19 protein-coding genes are annotated in these 21,144 nt (G+C 55.3%); 6 read left to right on the top strand and 13 right to left on the bottom strand.

Annotated elements, in window-relative coordinates; all coding sequences use genetic code 11:
- The 3 genes from SMC5_RS09330 to asnA all read left to right on the top strand — a co-directional run.
- Positions 1–600 (top strand): LiaF domain-containing protein (locus SMC5_RS09330; protein WP_126854982.1); only part of this gene is annotated, 600 nt, incomplete at its 5' end.
- Positions 601–875: 275 nt separating this feature from the next.
- Positions 876–2,474: an alpha-glucan family phosphorylase gene (gene glgP, locus SMC5_RS09325; protein WP_119120495.1), complete on the top strand. Its 1,599-nt coding sequence runs from the start codon at positions 876–878 to the stop codon at positions 2,472–2,474.
- A gap of 212 nt (positions 2,475–2,686) precedes the next feature.
- Complete coding sequence (gene asnA, locus SMC5_RS09320) at positions 2,687–3,748, top strand: aspartate--ammonia ligase (RefSeq protein WP_119120497.1); 1,062 nt, start codon at positions 2,687–2,689, stop codon at positions 3,746–3,748.
- 17 nt (positions 3,749–3,765) lie between these two features.
- Here asnA and SMC5_RS09315 read toward each other — a convergent pair whose 3' ends face one another.
- Entirely contained in the window at positions 3,766–4,212 is a 447-nt protein-coding gene (locus SMC5_RS09315) for a flavodoxin family protein (protein WP_119120494.1), read from the bottom strand.
- A gap of 298 nt (positions 4,213–4,510) precedes the next feature.
- Here SMC5_RS09315 and SMC5_RS09310 point away from each other — a divergent pair, with 298 nt between their 5' ends.
- A complete protein-coding gene (locus SMC5_RS09310; RefSeq protein WP_207799192.1) occupies positions 4,511–5,077 on the top strand; it encodes an SHOCT domain-containing protein in 567 nt (188 codons plus the stop codon).
- 116 nt (positions 5,078–5,193) lie between these two features.
- Here the strand turns inward: SMC5_RS09310 and SMC5_RS09305 are convergent, their stop codons facing one another.
- The 10 genes from SMC5_RS09305 to SMC5_RS09260 all read right to left on the bottom strand — a co-directional run bounded on the left by SMC5_RS09305 (position 5,194) and on the right by SMC5_RS09260 (position 17,535).
- Complete coding sequence (locus tag SMC5_RS09305; protein WP_119120492.1) at positions 5,194–7,107, bottom strand: ABC transporter ATP-binding protein; 1,914 nt, start codon at positions 7,105–7,107, stop codon at positions 5,194–5,196.
- The gene (locus SMC5_RS09300) at positions 7,100–8,854 is read right to left on the bottom strand and encodes an ABC transporter ATP-binding protein (protein ID WP_119120491.1); all 1,755 of its coding nucleotides are present in this window, start codon (positions 8,852–8,854) and stop codon (positions 7,100–7,102) included. Before SMC5_RS09300 ends, SMC5_RS09305 begins: the two co-directional genes overlap by 8 nt.
- A complete protein-coding gene (locus tag SMC5_RS09295) occupies positions 8,851–9,363 on the bottom strand; it encodes a MarR family winged helix-turn-helix transcriptional regulator (protein WP_165846374.1) in 513 nt (170 codons plus the stop codon). Before SMC5_RS09295 ends, SMC5_RS09300 begins: the two co-directional genes overlap by 4 nt.
- Before the next feature lie 157 nt (positions 9,364–9,520).
- The gene (locus SMC5_RS09290; RefSeq protein ID WP_119120489.1) at positions 9,521–11,659 is read right to left on the bottom strand and encodes a DUF4424 family protein; all 2,139 of its coding nucleotides are present in this window, start codon (positions 11,657–11,659) and stop codon (positions 9,521–9,523) included.
- Between the two features lie 57 nt (positions 11,660–11,716).
- Positions 11,717–13,444, bottom strand: coding sequence for a hypothetical protein (locus SMC5_RS09285; protein WP_119120488.1), 1,728 nt, complete (start codon positions 13,442–13,444; stop codon positions 11,717–11,719).
- A gap of 39 nt (positions 13,445–13,483) precedes the next feature.
- A complete protein-coding gene (locus tag SMC5_RS09280) occupies positions 13,484–13,975 on the bottom strand; it encodes a hypothetical protein (protein ID WP_119120487.1) in 492 nt (163 codons plus the stop codon).
- A gap of 43 nt (positions 13,976–14,018) precedes the next feature.
- Entirely contained in the window at positions 14,019–14,444 is a 426-nt protein-coding gene (locus SMC5_RS09275) for a hypothetical protein (RefSeq protein WP_119120486.1), read from the bottom strand.
- 119 nt (positions 14,445–14,563) lie between these two features.
- Positions 14,564–15,958, bottom strand: a complete 1,395-nt coding sequence (locus tag SMC5_RS09270; protein WP_165849061.1) for an outer membrane protein assembly factor BamB family protein — start codon at positions 15,956–15,958, stop codon at positions 14,564–14,566.
- Positions 15,959–16,118: 160 nt separating this feature from the next.
- On the bottom strand, positions 16,119–16,853 hold the full coding sequence (locus tag SMC5_RS09265; RefSeq protein ID WP_119120484.1) for a hypothetical protein: 735 nt from the start codon (positions 16,851–16,853) through the stop codon (positions 16,119–16,121).
- Positions 16,854–16,902: 49 nt separating this feature from the next.
- Positions 16,903–17,535, bottom strand: coding sequence for a hypothetical protein (locus tag SMC5_RS09260; RefSeq protein ID WP_119120483.1), 633 nt, complete (start codon positions 17,533–17,535; stop codon positions 16,903–16,905).
- 271 nt (positions 17,536–17,806) lie between these two features.
- Between SMC5_RS09260 and rlmN the strand changes: the two genes are divergently transcribed.
- Positions 17,807–18,859 carry a 23S rRNA (adenine(2503)-C(2))-methyltransferase RlmN gene (gene rlmN / locus SMC5_RS09255; RefSeq protein ID WP_119120482.1) on the top strand — a complete coding sequence of 351 codons (1,053 nt, stop codon included), beginning with the start codon at positions 17,807–17,809 and terminating at the stop codon, positions 18,857–18,859.
- A gap of 318 nt (positions 18,860–19,177) precedes the next feature.
- On the top strand, positions 19,178–19,648 hold the full coding sequence (locus SMC5_RS09250) for a hypothetical protein (RefSeq protein WP_119120481.1): 471 nt from the start codon (positions 19,178–19,180) through the stop codon (positions 19,646–19,648).
- A 141-nt stretch (positions 19,649–19,789) separates the two neighbouring features.
- Here the strand turns inward: SMC5_RS09250 and SMC5_RS09245 are convergent, their stop codons facing one another.
- Both SMC5_RS09245 and SMC5_RS09240 read right to left on the bottom strand, forming a co-directional pair.
- Positions 19,790–20,275 (bottom strand): hypothetical protein, encoded by a 486-nt coding sequence (locus tag SMC5_RS09245; RefSeq protein WP_119120480.1) that lies wholly within the window; start codon positions 20,273–20,275, stop codon positions 19,790–19,792.
- 272 nt (positions 20,276–20,547) lie between these two features.
- The coding region (locus SMC5_RS09240) for a stalk domain-containing protein (RefSeq protein ID WP_207799191.1) at positions 20,548–21,144 on the bottom strand (597 nt) is incomplete at its 5' end.

Raw genomic sequence — 21,144 nt, 5'->3', positions numbered from 1 at the left:
GGAGCTTCTGACCTGATGGATGCGACGTTCACCTACAATGTCACAGCCTGGAAGCCCATCGTCGACTACGTCGTCAACGGAGGCGAGGGGCGGCTTCTGGTGCGGCAGCCCAGCGGCACGTACCAGGCCTTCAGTGGCAGCTATCACAATGATTGGGGCATTCGCCTGAGCAGTACGATACCCGTGGACCTGGACCTCAAGAACGGCGCCGGCAACATGGACATGGACCTGAGCGATACGATGGTGCGCACGCTCACCGTCGACTCAGGAGCGTCCAGCACGACGATCAAGGCTTCTCCAAAAGCCATGACCAGCCTGAACATCAAAGCGGGCGTGGGGTCGGTCAGCATCGACCTCACTGGTGACTGGAAGAACAGCGCAGACGTGCAGGTCAACGGTGGAGTCGGCAGTATCAAGCTGGTGGTTCCCGAGAACGTCGGCGTCACCATCAACGCGCAGCGAGGTCTTGGTTCCATCAACGCGAGTGGCTTCACCAGGAATGGCAGCACCTATCACAACGCCGCCTGGGGCACCACGGCCATCACGTTGAATCTCGACCTGAATATCGGTGTGGGGTCGGTGACGATCACCCAGAAGTAGCAGGTTTTTCTCGCAGGAAACTCAGGCGGGACGCGGGAGACATTTCCCGCGTCCCGCTTTTCCTTTGCCTTGCAGACCATGGCATCTGCTTGTCGGCACTCTCGGCGATTTCGTGAAGCAGCAGGAAGTGGGGGTATGGCAATCCGGCGATGCTCTGCTATGATGACAGAGTTTTCAGTGTCTGGTGTAAGAAAGGTGTACGCCCTCTTCCTGCCGGGATTACGGTCCCGGTGCCATGGGAGTCGCCACGGAGCCCGGCACAACGGAGGTTTTTGATGGGAACCGGAACGCCCAGAGTAGCCTATTTCTGCATGGAGTTTGGGCTGCACGAGAAACTGCACATCTACGCCGGGGGGCTGGGTATCCTGGCGGGTGACATCCTGAAGGCGGCACACGACACCGGCCAGCCGATGGTCGGGGTTGGTATTCTGTGGCGCCAGGACTACACAGAGCAATTCATCGACGAGTACGACCGCCCGTACGACAGCTACCACGAGTACCGGTACGACTTTCTGGAGGATACGGGCGTCATCGTCACTGTACCTATCCGCGACGAACAGGTGCGCGTGAAGGTGTGGAAGTGCACCGCCTTTGGCAACGCGCCGCTGTACCTCCTCGATACGTATCTTCCGGACAACCTGGCCTGGAACCTGACGGGGCAGCTGTATGGCTGGTTCGAAGAAGAACGCATCGCACAGGAGATGATCCTCGGCATCGGCGGCGTCCGCGCGCTGCAGGCGCTGGGTATCGACGTGGACATCTACCACTTCAACGACAGTCACGCCGTGTTTGCGGGCGTCGAACTGATCCGTCAGCAGATGACGAAGGACGTGCCCTTTACGGACGCTCTCTTGTCCGTGAAGCAGCACATCGTGTTCACGACGCACACGCCGGTGCCTGCCGGCAACGAGGCGCACAGCCATCGAATCCTGGAATACATGAACTCGTACGACGGTCTCTCCTGCGACCAGATCGTCCAGCTGGGTGGCGACCCGTTCAGCATGACGGCTGCGGGGTTGCGCCTGTCCAAAAGGACAAATGCGGTCTCGCAGCTGCATGGCCACACGGCGCGTGAGATGTGGAAGCTCATCCCCGGAGGCATCGACATTCTGACCATCACGAACGGTGTCCATAACGGTACGTGGCAGGACGACAGCATCCGGAAGGCCCATTCTTCGGAAGGGGACGTGTGGGCGGCTCACAGCGCGCTGAAGCGTGCGATGATCGACGACATCGAGCGGCGGAACGGGGTCCGGCTCGACGAGAATGTCCTGACCATCGGGTTTGCCCGCCGCGCTACGCCGTACAAACGCAGCGATCTCATCTTCTCGAACAGGGAGATCATCGGGGATCTGTTGCGCAACCACAGGATTCAGATCGTGCTGTCCGGCAAGGCGCACCCTAACGACATGGGAGGGAAGGCGACCATCACGAATCTCGTACGTATTGCCAGGGAATATCCCGGCAGTGTCGTGTTCCTGCAGGGCTATGACATGGCCATCGGCAAGATGCTGACGCGAGGGTGCGATGTCTGGCTCAACAACCCGGTGCGGCCGATGGAAGCGAGTGGCACGTCGGGCATGAAGGCTGCGATGAACGGTGTCCTTAACCTGAGTACGCTCGACGGGTGGTGGCCCGAGGCCTGTGACCACGGCGTCAACGGCTGGCAGTTCAGCGGAGGATACCAGGGGGGCGACTGCGACAGCGTGGATGTTGCCTCGCTGTATCAGGTGCTGACGGGCGAAGTCATCCCCACCTATGAGAACCGACGGGAAGCATGGGTCGGCATGATGCATGCCAGCATCGAAATGGCACAGTGGCGGTTCTCGGCAGCGCGCATGCTGCAGGACTACTACCAGAGGATGTACGCCTGACACCGTCGCTCACGGTACTCGAAGTACACAGGTGTCCGCTCCCACAGGTTACGCCCGGCCCCCTCTGTCGTTCCCGCGAAGGCGGGAACCCAATTTTTTTCTGTCGTTCACAATTCGCACATAGTGGAACAGCGCTTCCTGCTATCCTCTACGAAATACCATCGTATCCGGCAGTAGCGCTGGTGGCGAGGCAATGGGAGATGCACATGAAAATGGAGACAGCTCAGACATACATCAGTGGCGGGCTTTGTCTGCCCGAGGGGTACGCGCCCGCACTATCATTGCGGGAGACCGAACAGGCCATCAAGTTTATCAAGGATACGTTTCAGAGTGGCCTTGCGGCCGCGCTCAACCTTGCGCGTGTCTCGGCGCCGCTGTGCGTGACTGCAGCCTCCGGTCTCAACGATCACCTCAATGGCGTCGAGACGCCGGTCCGGTTTAGCATCCGCAGTATCGGTGAAGATGTCGAGATCGTGCAGTCTCTGGCCAAGTGGAAACGTGCTGCTTTGGCCGACTACGGCTTCGGCCATGGCGAAGGCCTCTACACCGACATGAATGCCATCCGACCCGACGAGACACTGGACAACCTGCACTCCGTGTACGTTGACCAGTGGGACTGGGAGCGTGTCATCAACGCCGACGAACGCACTGTCCCTTTCCTCGAGGGAGTCGTACGAGACATTTATGGCGTCCTGCTCCGCACGAACCGGCTCGTGTGCGAACGCTACCCTTCAGTGCCAGCCCTGGAGCTTCCTAGCGAGCTGGTCTTCGTGCGCAGCGAGGATCTGGAGTCCGACGACCCTGATCACACCCCGCAAGAGCGGGTGGACCGCATCTGCCGTGAATCGGGCGCGGTGTTCGTCATTGGCATCGGCGCGCCACTGCTCAGCGGTGTCCCCCAAGATGGGCGTGCGGCTGACTACGATGACTGGTCGACGCCCACGGACGAGACACATCATGGCCTTAATGGAGACTTGTTTATCTGGAACCCCGTCCTGGGTTGTGCGTTCGAGCTCTCGTCGATGGGCATCCGTGTAGATCCGTCTGCCCTGCTGCGTCAGCTTAAAACACGCGGTGAACTCGCCAACCGGGACCTTCCATACCATCGCCGCCTGCTTGCGGGCGACCTGCCTCTGACTATCGGCGGGGGCATCGGACAGTCACGGTTGTGCATGCTGCTCCTGCACACGGCGCACATCGGAGAGGTCCAATCCGGTGTCTGGTCCGGCGCCATGCGGTCTGCCTGTTTCACCGCAGGGATACCTCTGCTCTAGAACGGACGCGCGGAGCGTTAGTCTGCGAGGGCGCTCCGCGTGAACTCCTCTGCCCCTGTCAGATCCTGGGCGTTGGGGTGGCGGAAGTTGAAGAACAGGAACTTGCCCCGGCAGAAGTAGCACTTGTCTGCCACGTGGATTCTCCGCCGTGCCAGCAGGTCCCTCATGATCCCCACCGCTATCTCCTTGTTCCCCTCGAAGCCCGTGCCGAACACCGTCACGTGTTTGACGAGGGAAGGGTCAAGCTCTTCGATGAACTTCTTGACGGATGGGTCAATGTCCTTGGCATGGATCGATGCTCCCAGGAACAGCATGTCCACGGACTCGCTCACCGTTGCTGCGCTCACTGGCTCCGCGACGCAGCCCGATGCGCTTGCCATCGTCTCGGCGACCTTCCTCGTGTTTCCTGTCATAGACTGGTACACCACTCTGACACGCATGATACCTCCGTTGATTATGTTCACATCTGGCTCCACAGCCGCATCAATGGCCAGCGCTCACGGTCGGGTTTGAATATTCTCTTGTCCTCCTCAAGCCCCATGCTAAATAGTTTAGAGATATCTTCGCCAATATTCCAGAGCATTGTCAGGACCGGGACGCGCACTGGCCGTGTTTCCATCTCTTTGGAATGCATTGGGGTAAGATGGTTCACCGCGTTATAATAATCGAAGCGGTTGGGCGCAGCAGGTACTCCAGAACAAACAAGGTCGCCAACTCACGATGACACCAGGTGAGTCCAGATCGGAGACATAGGAGATGAACATGGCAACAGACAACGTCAACGTGATCGAGCCTCTTGGCAATCGGGGAGAGGCACTCCTCAAAACGAACACGGTGGATGGAGAGACGATCCTGGTCAAGCTCAAAGGGTCGTTTGGTGAGGCCTTCGTGGTGACAGACAGACGTATCTACATCCTGAAGTATGGGTTCATGGCAGGCCGTACGTTTAGAGGCCAATGCACCGCTTATCGTTTCAACCAGATAACCGGACTCGAAAGTCGTAAGACACTGGTTACAGGCATCCTGGAGGTTCTGACCGCCACAGATAGGGACACCGGCAGCAAGACCCTTTGGGGGGTTGGGAAGAAGAGTGCGGTTCGGGCCGACAACACGATAGCATATAGCTTGATGTTTCAGGGTGCGTCGTTTCAGAGAGGTTTCTCTATTGCACGCGAGACGATTCAAGAAGCTGTGAGTGCAAACACGGTTTACGCTGTCGGGCACGAGAGCGCTGCGGACGAAATAGGGAAGCTTGCCCTGCTGCGAGACAAGGGAACTTTGACCGAAGAGGAATTCCAGGCGAAGAAACGACAACTTCTTGGTCGGTGAGCTGTACATCAGAGGAATGAATGCTATGCATTGCCCTGATTACACAGGAGGAATAACGAATCCGCGCGGCTTGTTTGTGAGCCGCGCGGATAACATTTGATCTGGGTGAACGTTACTTATTCCAGTGCGGATTGACCGGTGTAGAGCTGGAAGTATCGACCTTTTTCAGCGACCAGGCTGTCATGGTTGCCGCGCTCGACGATCTCGCCATGCTCCAGAACGATGATAGCCTTAGCATGACGAACGGTCGAAAGGCGGTGGGCGATGACGAATACCGTCCTGTTTTCCATGAGCGCGTCCATGCCCTGTTCGATCAACCGTTCAGTACGTGTGTCAATGGAGCTCGTTGCCTCGTCGAGGATCATGACAGGCGGGTCAGCGACATAGGCACGGGTAATCGCGAGCAGCTGGCGCTCTCCCTGGGACAGGTTGCTACCATCTCCTGTGATGATCGTGTCATATCCCTGTGGCAGGCGGCGGATGAATGAGTCGGCGCTGGCACGCTTCGCGGCCAACCTGCATTCGTCGTCCGTGGCATCCAGCCGGCCGTACCGGATGTTGTACATGACGCTGCCGGTGAACAGGTGGGTATCCTGCAGGACCATACCAAGGGAATGGCGCAGATCGCCCTTGCGGATCGTCTTGACGTCAATGCCATCGTAGGTGATGGTCCCTTCCTGCACGTCGTAGAACCGGTTGATCAGGTTCGTGATGGTCGTCTTGCCCGCGCCGGTCGAACCGACGAAAGCGATCGTCTCGCCGGGCTTTGCGTACAGCGAGATGTTCTTGAGGACAGGGGTCACCCCGTCATACGAAAAGGTGACACGGTCAAACCGGACATCTCCTTTGAGAGGCACAAGAGTGTGACCATTGTCTCCTGGGACACTCCACGCCCACTCATTGGTTTTGGTGCCCTCCGGAGCCTTGACGACAGTGCCATCTTCTGTACCATCTTCCGCGTACGTGACATTCACGAGTGTGACTGTTCCGTCATTGACCTCGACCTGCTGATCCATGACCTCAAAGATGCGTTCTGCGCCTGCGAGAGCGGCGAGTACAACGCTCAACTGGTTTGTGGCCTGGTTGATGGGTTGGGCAATCTGGTAGGAGTACTGAAGGAAAGCGACCAGTGAACCGATGTCGAGATGCCCAGCGATAGCAAGGACGCCACCTACGATCGCAACCGTTGCGTAAAGGATACGGCCGAGGTTTCCCATAATGGCCATGACCAGCCCGGACAGGAAGGTCGCAGTGGTAGCGGATGAACGGTATTTGTCATTAATGCCCGAGAATTCGCTGCTGGCTACCTGTTCATGTCCAAACACCTTAACAACCTTGAGGCCATCCACCATTTCCTCGATGTAGCCGTCGAGGGTGCCCAGGGAACTCTGTTGCATCCGGAAGTAGACTGTGCTCTTCTTGCTCAGAATGACACTCAGAAGAATCATGAATGCCAGGATGACGGCGGCGACCGCGAACAAGATGGGACTTAGTATCAGCATCATGACGAGCGTTCCAACGAATACAAGAATGCTGGAAATCAAACTGATGGCACTTTGCTCGATTGCTATTTCGACGTTATCCATATCGTTGGTGAAACGGCTCATCAGTTCACCATGTGTATGCGTATCAAAGAACTTGAGCGGCAACTCCTGCAGCTTCTCGAAGAGGTCCTTGCGCATCAGATTAGCAGTTTTCTGTCCGATTGTGACCATGACGCGGCCCTGGAAGTATGAAGCGATGACACCGACCAGGTAGATGGCAGCCAGGACGACAAGGGCAACGGCCAGTCCCTTGAAGTTGCCGGGCATGATATAGTTATTGACCATTGGTTTCAAGAAATACGAACCGGCAAGTGCGCTGCCAGTGCTGATGATAAGCATGATGCAGACAACGATCAGGGCATATTTGCTGCGTCCAAAGTATGCCAGAATGCGGCGTGTTGTTGCCCCGACATTCTTGGGTTTCTGGAATGCCATACTGCGCCCGCCACCGCGCATGGGTATGATCGGACGATTCTGTTCAGCCATTGACGACCACTCCTTCCATCTGTGATGCGCAGATTGCCTGATAGGCTGGATTGGTTGCAAGCAACTCAGCGTGGGTCCCAATCCCGACGATGCGGCCATCATCGATCACAATGATCTTGTCGGCCTCCTGCACCGAGCTGACGCGCTGGGCGATGATCAGGATCGTCGTATCCTTGAGGTTCTCGCGGAAGGAGGTGCGGATCTTTGCCTCTGTAGCCGAATCCACAGCACTGGTGCTGTCGTCCATGATCAGGATGTGCGGCTTCTTCAGGAGAGCGCGTGCGATACACAAGCGCTGCTTTTGACCGCCCGACACATTGACGCCGCCCTGCCCGAGGTCGGTGTCATATCCATTCGGAAAGCTCATGATAAAGTCATGGGCTTGGGCATTCCGGGCAGCTTCCTCGATCTCTTGCTGCGTCGCAGCTGCATTTCCCCACATCAGGTTCTCACGGATGGTGCCGGAGAACAGGACGTTTTGCTGAAGCACGACACCGATCGCGCTGCGCAGGGTCGCAAGTTTGTAGTCGCGGACGTCAACGTCGTCCACCAGGACCTGTCCGTCAGACACATCATACAGACGCGGGATCAGACTCACCAGCGTTGACTTGCCAGAACCTGTACCGCCGACAAGTGCAACGAATTCGCCCGGCTGGATCGTAAGGTTGATGTCCGACAGGACGTTTTCGCCCTTGTTGGTTGCCGCGTATTTGAAATTGACATCCCGGAACTCAATAGCGCCGCGCTGGATTGTCGGTTCTTCTGCATCGGCTGCCAGAGCCGGTTCCTTATCGGCGATACTGGGTATCGTGTCAAGCACTTCAATGATGCGCTCAGCGCTCGCCCGCGCACGAGCGATCATCATAAGGACCGTTGAGATCATAAGGATACTCTGGAGGATCAGCATGACGTAGCTGATGAAGCCGACCAACTCTCCTGTGCCCAGCTGCTGGCTCTTGACCATGCGACCTCCAAACCAGATGACAGCAATAGTCGCTCCGTTGAGGATGAGGAGCATCATTGGCATGATGGTGATGACAAGGTTTCCAGCCCTGATAGCTGTGTCGCTTAACTCGTCACTGGACTTTTTGAACTTGGTCTTCTCATGAGGCTCACGAACAAATGCTTTGACAACGCGGATGCCGATCAGGTTTTCCTCGACCGTGCCGTTCACGGCATCGATCTTTGCTTGCACTGCCGTGAAGAATCGCTCTGCTTGTCCCACAATAAGCCAGATCCCTGCTACAAGCAAGGGAATAGCGATAAACAGAATGATTGCAAGCTTGGCATTGATGGCGATGGCAAAGACGAGCGCGCAGACCAACATGAGCGGGGCACGGGTCAGGATGCGCATACTCATGAGCAGTGTGTTCTGAAGCTGCAGCACATCGTTTGTGAGTCGTGTAACCAGGGAGGCAGTACTGAATGTGTCGATGTTTGAGAATGAGAATGATTGAACTCGGTCAAACAGTGCCTGGCGTACATTGGCGGCATATCCCTGGCTTACGACTGCTGCAAGTCTGTGGTTGAGCGAACCAAACAGCATGGCGACCAGCGCAAGACCGATCATGAAGATACCGATCTGGAGAATATACTGCAAATTCAGAGTAGGGATCCCTTTGTCGACAATCTTTCCCATTAAAAATGGCATGGAAAGCTCACAGACGACATCGAACATCACAAAGATCGGTGACAGGATGATCAGCGACTTGTAGTTGCCGATGTAGCTCCACAGTTTCTTGATCACGTTGTTTCCTCCTGCTTCATGAATGTCGGCACCTGTGCGCCCATGGCCACAAGGTTCTCCATCATGCGGCGATAGCTGCTTTCCAGCTGTTTTCTCTGTTCTTCCGAGAACCCCTTGAAGGTGCCTGCGTCGACATGCTGAAAGGCTCGAATGCAGTCGTCGACGACGTGCAACCCCTTGTCGGTGATGGCAAGGTGGTTGCGCCGCAGGTCAACTGGGTCAGTTGACTTGCTGACGAGCCCCGCCTTCTCCATGCGCTTGATGGAAACAGCGACGGTCGCGGGACTGACACCCAGTGCCTCCGAGAATCCTTTCTGGTCACACTCGGCGGCGACCTCATGATTTCGCAGCATGAACAGGATCATTGGTTGTCCGACCTTGCTCAGGCCCCGGCTATCCATTTCTTTCTTCAGGCAGCGCCGGTGCATCTTGTTCACCGCACGAAAGAGCAGTTCCAGATCGTCTGTGGAGTGGCCTGGTTCCTCTTCCTGACCGTGTTTTGCATCCATAAGCCTTTTCACCTCACTATTATCGTATCGGCTAATCATTAGCCGACAAACTAATACAGAATAGTATAGAGCGACTTCGCCTATGTCAAAGAGGTTTGCTCCACGCAGTTTTTATACTCTGATGACGACGGTGAGTACTAAAGGCCGCTTCCGGAACTTATGTGAGGAAGTGGCGAGATGTCAGGAGCATTCCCAGTACCAGCCCGGCAACCAGTCCAGCGATACCGGCAAGGACAACCCAGAGGGTACCATGGGTTTCACCGGCGCGCTCAGTGGCGACCGTTTTTGCGACAGTGCCGTCTGCAGCGTAGGTGACCATCGTTACCGTTGGAGTTTTGCCGCGGGTCTGTTTCACCAGATCGAGGTTGAGCTGCAGCGTCTTGTCGATCTCGTCGTCCTTGACCCAGGGCAGGGTACCATATGTGGCAACGATCTTCTTTAGCTCTGTCTCAGCTTTGTCACAGAGAGCATTGGACATCGGGACGCTGGAGTCCAAGGTGACGGTAACGCCCCGGCCTGCGTCAAAGCTGATCGTCGGGGCAATCGCCTGCAGCCACGTGTAACTGCTGGACTGCAGTGAGGAACTGATCATGTCTGGATAGTCAAATTCGTAGCTGTACGCCTTGGTGAGCATAAGGGTGTTGGCGCTGCCACCCACGATTGTCTTCAGTATCTTCTGGAATTCCTGGGCATTTCTGATTTCCGGGAGAGTGAGCACAACCAGGTAGTCACCGGGATCCTTGTCCGAGAACCCACACTGGATGAGGCCGTCGTAGCCCTGGACCAGCCCTGTTGTATGGTCGACTTCGGGCATCGACTTCCAATACGGTTGAGATCTCACCGTATCTCCGCGAATAGCCTGAATCTCCGACACAGGTAGCGTCTGGTGCAAGATGATGCGCGCACGCCAGGCGGGGCCGCCGACGATCGTGTCCATCTTCTGCTGCTGAATCTCGATGCGCGGTACAACGGACACGCCGACCAGCAGACGTGGATTTCTATACACGCTGATGTTTCCCAGAACGGTCTTCAGCAGCCCCTGATACGCTTCGCTCTCCAGGACCCCCGCCTGCCTGGCATAGACCTGGGACTGGTCTAGTTCGTGGATCGCGCTCAGGCTGTAGTCGCCGGACATCGACTCGCCCGCCATGGCGATGGTTAACCAAGGCAACAGGCGCGCCTCCACCGGTGACGGCTTCGTCGTCGAGAGACCTGCAGTGAGCAGGCCCTGATAGATGTGGTGTGCCTGCAGTGACAGGCTCGATTCCCAGCGGTCGACGCCGCTCAGGAAATCGCCCGTGACTCTGTAGTACGAGAACCTGGCATCGTATGCTGCCCTGAGGACACGCGCGTCTGCGCTTCCATGCGTAGAGTGATTCAGCGCGGTCATCAGTATCTGTCGGACATAATCTGCATACGCGCTGGTCTGGAGACCACGAACAAACCCTAGAGGAGAATAGGCGCCACCGGTTTCTGTCGCATCATTCGGATACCTCCCGACCACCGTGTCCGGCAGCAGGGCCATCGTATAGCGACACCAGTCTGCCTCGGTGCCGGTCCGTTCTGCAGCGTCCCTCAGCGGGCGCACAGTCGTCCAGAAGTCCGGGAACATGCTCTCGATCTCGATGTCCTGCTCTGGCTCGTAATTGGTGAAGTGCCACAGGATATGGTTGCCTTGGGTATGGTATCCCGCGGGCTGCACCGAGAGGAGGTCCGGGAAGGCGGCCGGGCGGCCGAAGTTCACGTCGATGGTCAGGTCACCGATGGGTCCCTTCCACAGCCGCCCTGTCTGCAGGACATACAGGAAGTAGCCGCCTCGAGGGAGGATGGTATACGTGACATCGATCAGCCGGGACTGTCCTGCGGCAAAAGGTATCTCAAAGGTATTCCACTGGTCATATGCCAGTTCGCTGTTTCCGGCCGTGTTCTTCTTCTCATCGAAGTTCAACGTCTTGATCGCTGTTCCGTCCATGGTCACCTTGAACTGTGGGGCCCAGATCCCAAACCCGCTGAGCGCTTCTCGCCCCAGGGGAAAGCCCATCTGCTGAGTGACAGCCTTTCCTTCGTTCTTGAACCAGAACCGCGCATGGACGTTGACCGGCCCGTCGCCGACCCGGCTTGCATAATCGATGGTCAGCACTTCCCGCATCATCCGGATATCACTACTGGTTGTGGGCACCAGCACGCCTGCAGAGTAGTAGACAGGACCGCTGTCAGCCATCGCGGTTCCTGGCAACCCCGCCCACAAGAGCACTGCAATAATAAGTATAGACAACACAAACCTGTTCTTTCTCATGCTTCCCTCCAACCTAAAATACAGCAAAGCTCCCTGAACTCAGAGCGGCTATGGATGCTACGGAGCCTTTGCAGCCGCAGCTATGGATTCGGCATCGGCATAGGCTTGTGCAACAGTAACCCAGGCAGAACGCGAGTTCTTGAAGTACTGAGTTGCAAGAACCCAAGCGTTTCCCCGTGGTGGTCCTTCATCCGCGTATACTTGAAGAGAGCCGGCATCGACCGTACCGGCCTGGTCGACATCGGCAACAACCTTGATCATATAGTTTGTCTCCGTGGGTGTGTTCATGGCGGATTCAATGGTGTTGCGCCACTCCGAGATGTCATCTTCAACAGCTTTCCTGGCAGCAGCAGATAGTTCGGCGCCGTGATCACGAAGATACTGAAGCTCTCCAACGATTATCGGTTGTGTATCGGGATCACCGCTATTCATGGCATTCAGTGTTCCGAGGAGCATCATAACTTCCATCTTGCCTGACTTAACCTGTTTGCTGGCGACCGTGATGACAGGCTCAGCAGTCAGGTGATGATCCCCCGCTGCCTCTGCCTGTTCAGCAAAGGAACGCGCGGCAGTGAGAAATACCTGCTTATCGGCACTGCCCGTTGATGTCCCCGTAAGGGTCGTATGGTTCTCGAACAAATCGACGGAGGGAAAGGACAGGACATCCCGTGCGTTATCGACGGGAACAGGTATTCCACGGAGCCCTTGACCATCAAAGCTGGTGATTGAAGTCGCGTCAGCATAAAGGTTGCCGATGACTTCTCCCGAAGCAGATATGGCATAGTACATGGTGGTGTCCCAGGTAACATCCGGATACCCAATGATCAGTATGCCGCCATCACTGGCCAGTGAAGCCTGGAGCGGTGCTTGTATAGTGGTTGGTCCTTCACGACGGAGCCTCTCAAGAAGCGTATTTATCTTCTCTGGAACTGTCACCGAGGGCGCGGCTGCTGACGTGTCAACGCAGTAGATCTTTCCATGCGCATGCGTGAAGTAGAGGAGCGGACCAATGCGCGCAAAACTTGCGCTCTGCCCTTCGATAAGGTCTGTCCCGTGCCCCGTCGTATCGGTGCACTGTACCCACGTTGCTTTCCCGTTGTCCATATGAAGGAGCAGAAGAGAGGTTGTCGTTCCGTCTTTCCATCCCACGGCCAAGACAAATCCGCTGTTTGTGCTCCCGCTTCCGTACACAACGGTAAGCTGTGACAGTCCAGAAGGAACCGGCACAGTCAGGGTCTGTGTTTGGGACCCAGTAGCGAGGGGAGACTCTATGATCGGGATGGTCAGGCCGTCCAGCGTCTTTTGTGAGGAAAGAGGGACAAGTTCATGTGGAACGGTGACAAAAGCGTTCTCTTTTGGAGCGTACCAACGGGAAAGACCCGGGCTTAGATAAGCGGAAGAGGAATGCCGTGTTCCTTCATAAGGAACAAGGATTTGAGCGTTGTCTGATGTTGCCGTGAGAAGCGGCTTGTTGCTACTGTAGTCCCAGACCTGAACAGCGAGAAGGGGTGCACCAGTGGACCAGTGCAGCGGATACGTAGAATACTTGCCGTTCACGTGCACAACGGGCGTCTGAGAGTTTGTGACCGTATTTTGTCCGATATTCCACACGAGGGGAACCGCGTCATAGTCAGGTGCCGGTGTATCCATGGGCAGGTTGGGGGTCACGTACCTCATCATGTGGACTTGGACATCCCTCACAGCGGTCTTCGGGGTGCAGCCAGTCGCAAGGCCAATCGCTGCGACCAGGGCTAGAACCAATACTGTACGTGAGCTTCTTCTCATTTCATGCCTCCAACCGCAGATCTCGTGCAGGAAGAGTTGTCATGTCACGTTGTCAATGAGCCATGTGCCATTGACCCTCTTGAGTGTGAGCGTAATGGGTGTCTCTCCTGCATTGCCGCCGTGTGCCAGTGCATCGCTGTCCATCATGATTTGGTTTCCAACCACCGCGTAAGACCCGTTATCCAGCCTCTGTACGGAGACAATCTCAATGCCTTCCGGCCATGGGCTGCTTGACGCGGCCCTTCCTGGGATCCTCGACGTGTCCTGAACGAACGCCTGATAGAGCCGGTCAGTAATGAGCTGTTTCAAGTTGAAGTCCATCGCGGTAATCACGTCCTGGTCGGGGGCGATCAGACCCACATCCTTGAGGCGCGCGCCAAACTCGCCAACAACCCGGTAGATCGCGTTGATGTCTGCTTCATTCGGGGGAGACGTTGTGGACGGTTTAAACAAAAAATACATGCCAACAGAGATGACAAGCAGCACCACCATGCCTACAACGATAAACCTGACCAATCCGTTAATATTCATGCTATGCGCCTCCAACGTACCATTCTAACAAGAGCAACATCTATTACCTCTGCAGGTGCAGGGTTTCAGTGCCACCGTTCCAGGTGATGGTAAGGATCAGTCCATATTCAAGTTGCGGCTCGGAGAGAAGGATGTTCGTGTTATGAGTCACCCATGGATTGAACGGTCCGGACGCACCGTTTCCTTTCGTAATCATTCCATGCAATCCGGTGAGCTCATACTGTACATCCGTGAACTCGCCCGGAGTACCAGTCCACCATACTTTGAGCTCATCGAAGGAGCTTGTGCGAAAATCTTTGTCTAGCTTTTGCACATGGACAACGTCCTCCGCTTTCCAGTGCACAGAGGAATCGGTAAGCGTCGTAGTTCTTTCAGGGAGAAGCAAGAAAAAGTACAAGCATATGCCGACGAATATGATCGACAAAGACACCCAGATGACGATTGCAGTTAGCTTCTTGTTTCTTCTCACTATGCCCCCCAACGCGTACTTTCAACAAGATTGGTGGATAGGAACCTGATCACCAGAGCTGTCAGCGCGTCGTATTGGAGACCACGGTCTGCGCCACTAGCAACTCTCATCATGTACCTTTACTTCCACAGATCGACCTTGCCGTCTGAAGTGATGATATAGAATCCCTTGTCTACGGGCTGAAATACGAACATTCCGCTGGTGGACTTCTCTCCAATCTGCAGATTAGAGATACGTTTGTCCCACAGTCTCTTGCCAGTGGTTGGGTCAAGTGCTGCTACAAGTCCACCGCCGTCTTGTACATACAGAACATCTCTTGTCGTCGTCAACGTCATGGCCGGATACGTATCAATTGATTTTATCGTATTCGGGCCATCTAAAACAGAACCCTTGGTCGGTGCAAAGCGATAGTTCCACGTTTCCTTGCCGGTGCCAAGGTCAAGAGCCATAAGTTTTCCTTCGCTCCCCTGAAGATAGACGTGCGTATTGTCGACGGCAAAGGGGGTAAACGATCCAATTTCGAACGTTGCGTCAACCTTGCGCGTCCAGAGCCTTGTTGCCCCGTTAGCATTGATTTGCCATACGTCGATCCATCTATCGGAATACATGGCGCTGCGAACAAAGATCAGCATGTTGCCTTGCTTAACGAGATTCCTACCCTCTCCGTCGACGCTCTCTTGCCACAGTATCTTGTTCGTCGTGAGGTCAAACGCTACAAGAGAAGACTTCTGGACGGGGTACTCAGCTTCCGTAGATTCAGGGATGCTCGCATACAGTGTTGCGCCATCACACAGTAACTCTCCGCTACCATTAGATAATGTAAGCGCAGGCCAATCAATGCGACCCAGCAGTTTTCCGTCGGCCCCATCAAGGATGTAGATGCCAGGATTACGCTGCTCTCCACCTGTATCAAGATTCTTCACTTCTGCACCAAGAACATAGAGACGGTCCGCCGCGTTGCTCTGTTTGTTGATATGCAGGACAATCTCCCCGTTCAAGCCAAATACGTAGGGCGAAGTAGCCATTGGAGTGCTTTTCCAGACGGTCGCCCCGGTCTTCTTATCCACACAATAGAAGATATTGTTGGTATGTAGGAAGAGATGCTTCCCATCAGATACGAACGACATAATCCAATTCAGTCCAGTGTCCACAGACCAGAGCTTCCTTCCCGTCGCCTGGCCCCATGCAGTCATCTGTACATTCTCATAATTGGTGCCATATGAGAAAGTATAGATTACACCGTCAAAAAACTGTGGAAAGCCAGCATTGAGATCATTGCCCATGTTCAGCTCTTCAGTTGGGTATGACGCAGCGACTCCTGCGGGTGCTACAAGGAGACCGTTTACATCAACGAAGGAGCTATTGACCGTGCCCGACGTTGTCTTGTTGGTACTATTGACAGTTCCCGGCGTCGCCTTGTTCCGGCATCCTGTCATGGAAGTACTGAGCAGTCCCAGCACGAGCAATCCCGCGATGACCCATGGACGTTTCCCTGATCGTCCGTTCGTGTTCACTTCTTGTCCTCCGTCTTCTCTTCTTGACCCAATGGTGGACTGGAACCCGGTCACCAGAGCCGTGCCGCAATTAATTCCTCGTTCCACTAGAACAACGCGAATGCGGGATTCTTGCTGAGACTGCTCATCCCTCATCTCCTATAGCCATGGTGACATGAGCCTACACGTTCCCCTGGTGGTGCTGCAGCCATCTCTCGTCATGGTCGGAATCAGCATCAGGCGGTTCATCCCGCCAGAGTTCGGTGGACCACAGAGCGTTTGCAGCGGTAAGATGAAGCAGTATCACTCCCAGAGCGGCGAACGTGTTGTGCAGACAGAGAAACAAGATCAGCGTAGACGCCTCCGCAGCCAGAATACAGACCGTGGCAGAAGTTCGAAGGTGTAGGGACCATGGTTGGGCTATCACGGCAACCACCATGAAGACCATCCCTGCGGCTGCACCCCACCACAACCACTCAAGGTGCCGGGCTGTCTGGGCGAGCACTGCCGGTGGTTGATACAGCCCGATGCTGGGAGCCCCTCCGCCTGCTTGCACGCCGAACGCCCCTGCTGCAACCATGGAAAGAAGTGCCAGGAGGCTGAGCACGGTGGTAGCTTGGAGCCGTGGCATCGAGTGAACGACGGGCTCTCCCTTTCTCGGTGTGATCATCAAGAAACTCCAGAAACCCAACGCCATCAACAGCAGCAAAGCTGCTTCCTGCGGGATGTTCCCGCGGTCAAACGATTTCAGATCCACAGTGCTCGCACCAATCGCCAGCACAGCCGACGAAACCACCCCGCGAGCTACGGCACAGACAAAGAGCCAGCCTCGTATGTGTCGCTGCGATGTTCTTGTTTTGACGTCGTCTGATTCCAGTAGGCCAGCGCCAATCTCAGTATCTGCAGTTGTCTTCATGTTGTATGCCTCCAGGGCGTGCCGTCTTCCGTCACACTGGTATCCATCGTTACTGGCCCTTCAGTTGGGTACAGAGCTTAGCTACCCGCGCCGCCATGTCAGTGCGAACAGAGGGATCCTTCTCTATGATATAGTCTCCGATACACGAGGATGCGCTCTCAAGATTGATGGCGAGACTATTCAGGTATGCAGAATCCTGTGCCGTCAGCGTTCCTTCTTTGGCAACGCGTCCAGCAATGTCCTTAACGCTCGCAACCGGACCATGGGGCGTCTCCGCACAAGCCAGGCACACGTCGGTCATGAGTCGGGCTGCCTGGATCTCCTCGGAGTCAACTGTGTCAAACATTGGATCCTTCTCATTCAGCGGCATCACGACTGTGCCAATATCTGTCAGCGCTTCAAACCGCCCTGCAATGGACCCCGCCAATTGACTCCTTGTGAGAGGCGTCAGATATCCCGTTGAGCTCGTCAAGTTCCATACGTCCGCCGAGAACCAGCGGATTTCGCGCCGGACAATCTGCACACTATTGCCGTCGGTGGACATGACTCTGCCCAGGAGTTGATCTTGCGTCGGCTTCTGATCTTGAGTAGGTGCACAACCTGTTGCTACCAAGCCTACGGCAAGCAGGATGCTCATGAACGTGGCGATCCGTGAACAGGATCGTGATTTGGTTGTCTTCATATCATGCCCCTCCAACACGTGCTCTCAACAAGATGGGTGGCCTGAAACCCGGTCACCAAGCCGTCAGCGCGCCGTATCCATACGGCATCGCAGCGGAGATCGTACCCTCCACTACAAGCATAACGCGGTGGAGATGTTTTTGCTAATTGGCAGGACAGGAACTCCACAATACCAGAATTTTAGTTCGAACAGGCGTGAGATCTTCCGCCTGGCTCCATGCCTTTTACAGAAACACCTCAAAGAATCCGCGAAAGTGGGCTATAGTTGACGTATGGACTTGGATAAGCTTCAAACCACTTTAGAAGAACTGGGACAACCTGCGTATCGTTTCAAGCAAATCAAGCTGGCCATGTACCGAGACCTCAAGGAAGGGTTTGATGCTATCGAGAATATACCCATGGCATTGAGGCAGGATCTGGACCGGCTCCTGCCCTTCAACGAGCTCATCCTCAAGACGGAACAGAAGTCCCTTGATGGTTCAGGTAAGAACTTGTTCTTCACTTGTGACGACCTCGCCATAGAGAGCGTTCTCATCAAACACGGAGACGGCAGTCGCACGGTGTGCGTCTCCACCGAGGCCGGCTGCCAGATTGATTGTTCTTTCTGCGCTACCGGACACCTGGGTTTCAAGCGAGTCCTCACTCAGTTTGAGATCGCTGAACAGGTACTGTCGTTTGCCCGCGAGTTGAAAGCCAAAGGAGAAAAGGTCACCAATGTGGTATTCATGGGCATGGGGGAGCCTTTTCTCAACTACGACAATGTTAAGCAGGCCATTCTGCTGCTGAACGACAAAGACGGCTTCAATCTGGGACAACGACGTATCTCAGTTTCGACGAGTGGTATTGTCCCCGGCATTGAACGTTTCACGGCCGAAGACTGGCAGGTCAACCTGGCGATTTCCCTGCACGCCTCCAGTAATGTCCTGCGTTCCCGGTTGATGCCTATCAACAAGACCTATCCTTTGGAGAAGTTGATGCCCACTCTTGATGCGTATGTCGCGAAAACGAACAGAAAACTGATGATCGAGTACCTGCTCCTGGGGGAACTGAATGACAGTTCTCGAAACGCCGACGCACTGGCCGATCTCATCCACAGGTACGAGGAGGTTCTTCGCCTGAGCGTAGTGAACCTGATCATCTACAATCCTGTCAACGACAGCAGTGGCCACCCGGACAGATTCAAGGCTCCCAGGCCCGCATCTTTGCGGGCATTCGAGGAAGTACTGACCAAGAGAGAGATTGCCTGGACGCGCAGGGCCAGCTTTGGCGGTGACATCAGCGGAGCCTGTGGACAACTGGCCGGAGAAGAGGTCTCTAAGGAGTAGGCAGCACACCGTATCCGTACGGCGTCACTGCGGAGACCATATTTGCTTATATAGGTATAGCGCACTAGCGACGTTCTGACTACCCTGGGCAAGGGGGCGATGTGCAGCCGGTGATTCTGTAGACTGTACACGAAATACCAGTACCTCTTTGTATCAAACATCAGAGGTCCTCGGCAAGTACCTGCACTTTCTTATCTCGGCAAATGTGGAAGGCAAACGCGTACGAAATCCCGGGACGGGATGTAGTACAGGTGGCAGTATCCAGAGACGTTGTAACTTCGGAGGCCAGGGCCCCCGCAAGACAGGAGACTGAATGTAATGAAAAGAACCTTTCTAGTACTTCTGGTTGTTATGATGCTTGCTGTGTCAGCTGGCTGCGCAAGTCGGTCAGCTGCAGCGACAAAGTCCAGGACATTCAACGCGACAACTGTTACTGTCACAGGCACTGTGACAGCGGTTAATGTAACGACTAGTCCAGCGGCGTCGCAGGGATCCAAGAGTGGCTCCGGCAACCCGGTGCCTACGGGAATGGACGAGATCAACGTCAAGGAGACCAGCGGAACTATCGCTATGGTCAACCTTGGGCGCGACACAAAGGATATTTCCGTTAAGGTCGGCGATACGGTCACGGTCACTGGTTTTGAGATGTCCAAGAGTGCCAATACGATTATGGCTAGAACATTCGAAGGTGCTGATGGAAAGACGGTAACCATAGCCAATGCTGGCATGCGTGGCGGATCCGGCGGCAACAGGAACAATATTCCCGCCAATCCCAGCAACAACGGTTAACGCATAGCTTCTTTCATAGAGATAGAACACCCCCGCCTATCGCAAGCGGGGGTCGTCTTTGGTCAGAAACGGCAAGAATGTCAGTTGGACAGCGGCGTCATCGCGATGCCGGGAAGCTGTACGGTCTCGACGCTATCTGGATTAGAAGGCGTGAAATGAATGTCCTTGCAGGGTCTTGTCTACCTCTTCCCAGCCCGTGATATAGGCATAGTTGTACCTCGGCGGCAGCCCGAATACGTAGGCGCTGTTGCGTCCAAGCTCGCTTGGTCCTATCGGTGCAGCGCTGACGTAGAACTTCTCCTGCTGAATCGCATTCCACTGAGCGAGCGTGAAGACCATGACGGGAATATCCTGGCGTGGATCTTTGGTCGTCCAGGCTGGATGCCTGATGAGGATCTCAGGCCCGTGCTCACTTGCGACCTGGCCGTTTGGCCCATTCGTATACCCCGTCCACGTTTGGTCAATGACGGAGTACCCTTTCCATGTCGATGGCAGCGAAACGTAGAAACCATACTGAGCGTTCCGATATTGAGTCTTGTCGAATGTGACGATCACTACCAAAACAACTGCGGCTACGATTACAACGCACAGCGCCGATAGAAGTGCTCGTTTTGACACTGTTCTCATGTGGTCGTCTCCTATCACTCGAAGAAATGGTATCTACCACGGAGTATATTGATAAATCCGGAATTGTATCACGCAGGCGCAGCTCATGTTATCTCTAGAAGCAAAGTGAGGGGTAATCAGAATGACTTGATCTGGACAAGGGGCGTAGTAAGACCAAATTTGCCCTGGAAGCGTATTGGAAAGTGACCTGGTTGGCGAAGTTGCGGCGGTCAGAGGAAACAGCGCAACCCCGGTCATGGATACTGACCAGGGGCGCGTAATCACTCTATCTCTTACGACTTCGCTGTTATCGTAATGGTGTGCGCAGCACTATCCCATTGAATGTCCAGCCCAAGCGACTCCGAGACGAAACGGAGAGGCAGGAGAGTCCTTCCGTACGAGATGACCGGTACAACAGCGGGATTGGTGTCGATGCCGACCGACTTGCCGTCTATCTCTGCAGCGTTCTTTCCGATCCACAGGTTCAGCGTCGTACCGTTCCTCACAACAGTGACCTTCTGCTCCGCCGCATCCCAGGCGATGCTTCCTCCAAAGACTTCGGTGACTATCCGTATGGGGATGAAGGTGCGTGAGCTGAAGATGTCGGGGCTGGCGTCGATTGGGACTTGCTTCCCGTCTACCAGGATCATCTTGCTCCCGAGCGTCAGCTTCATGATGTTCCCCGTGTTCATGACAAAGGAGGCCGTGACTGTCTTGTCGGTGTCCATCGTGATGGTTTCGGGATTCTTCGTGCCAGACAGGTCCCCTGACCATCCCGTGAAGGAATAGCCGGTGGCAGGAGTGACGGTGAGAGTAGCCGCTGTTCCGGCTGTGTAGGAAACCGCATCGGGGGACCTGACGACCGAGCCTCCCGCAGAAGGGGATGTCAC

It is taken from the genome of Candidatus Cryosericum odellii (genome assembly GCF_003570935.1).
GTDB lineage: Bacteria > Caldisericota > Caldisericia > Cryosericales > Cryosericaceae > Cryosericum > Cryosericum odellii.
This window is presented reverse-complemented; position numbering and strand designations above follow the sequence as displayed.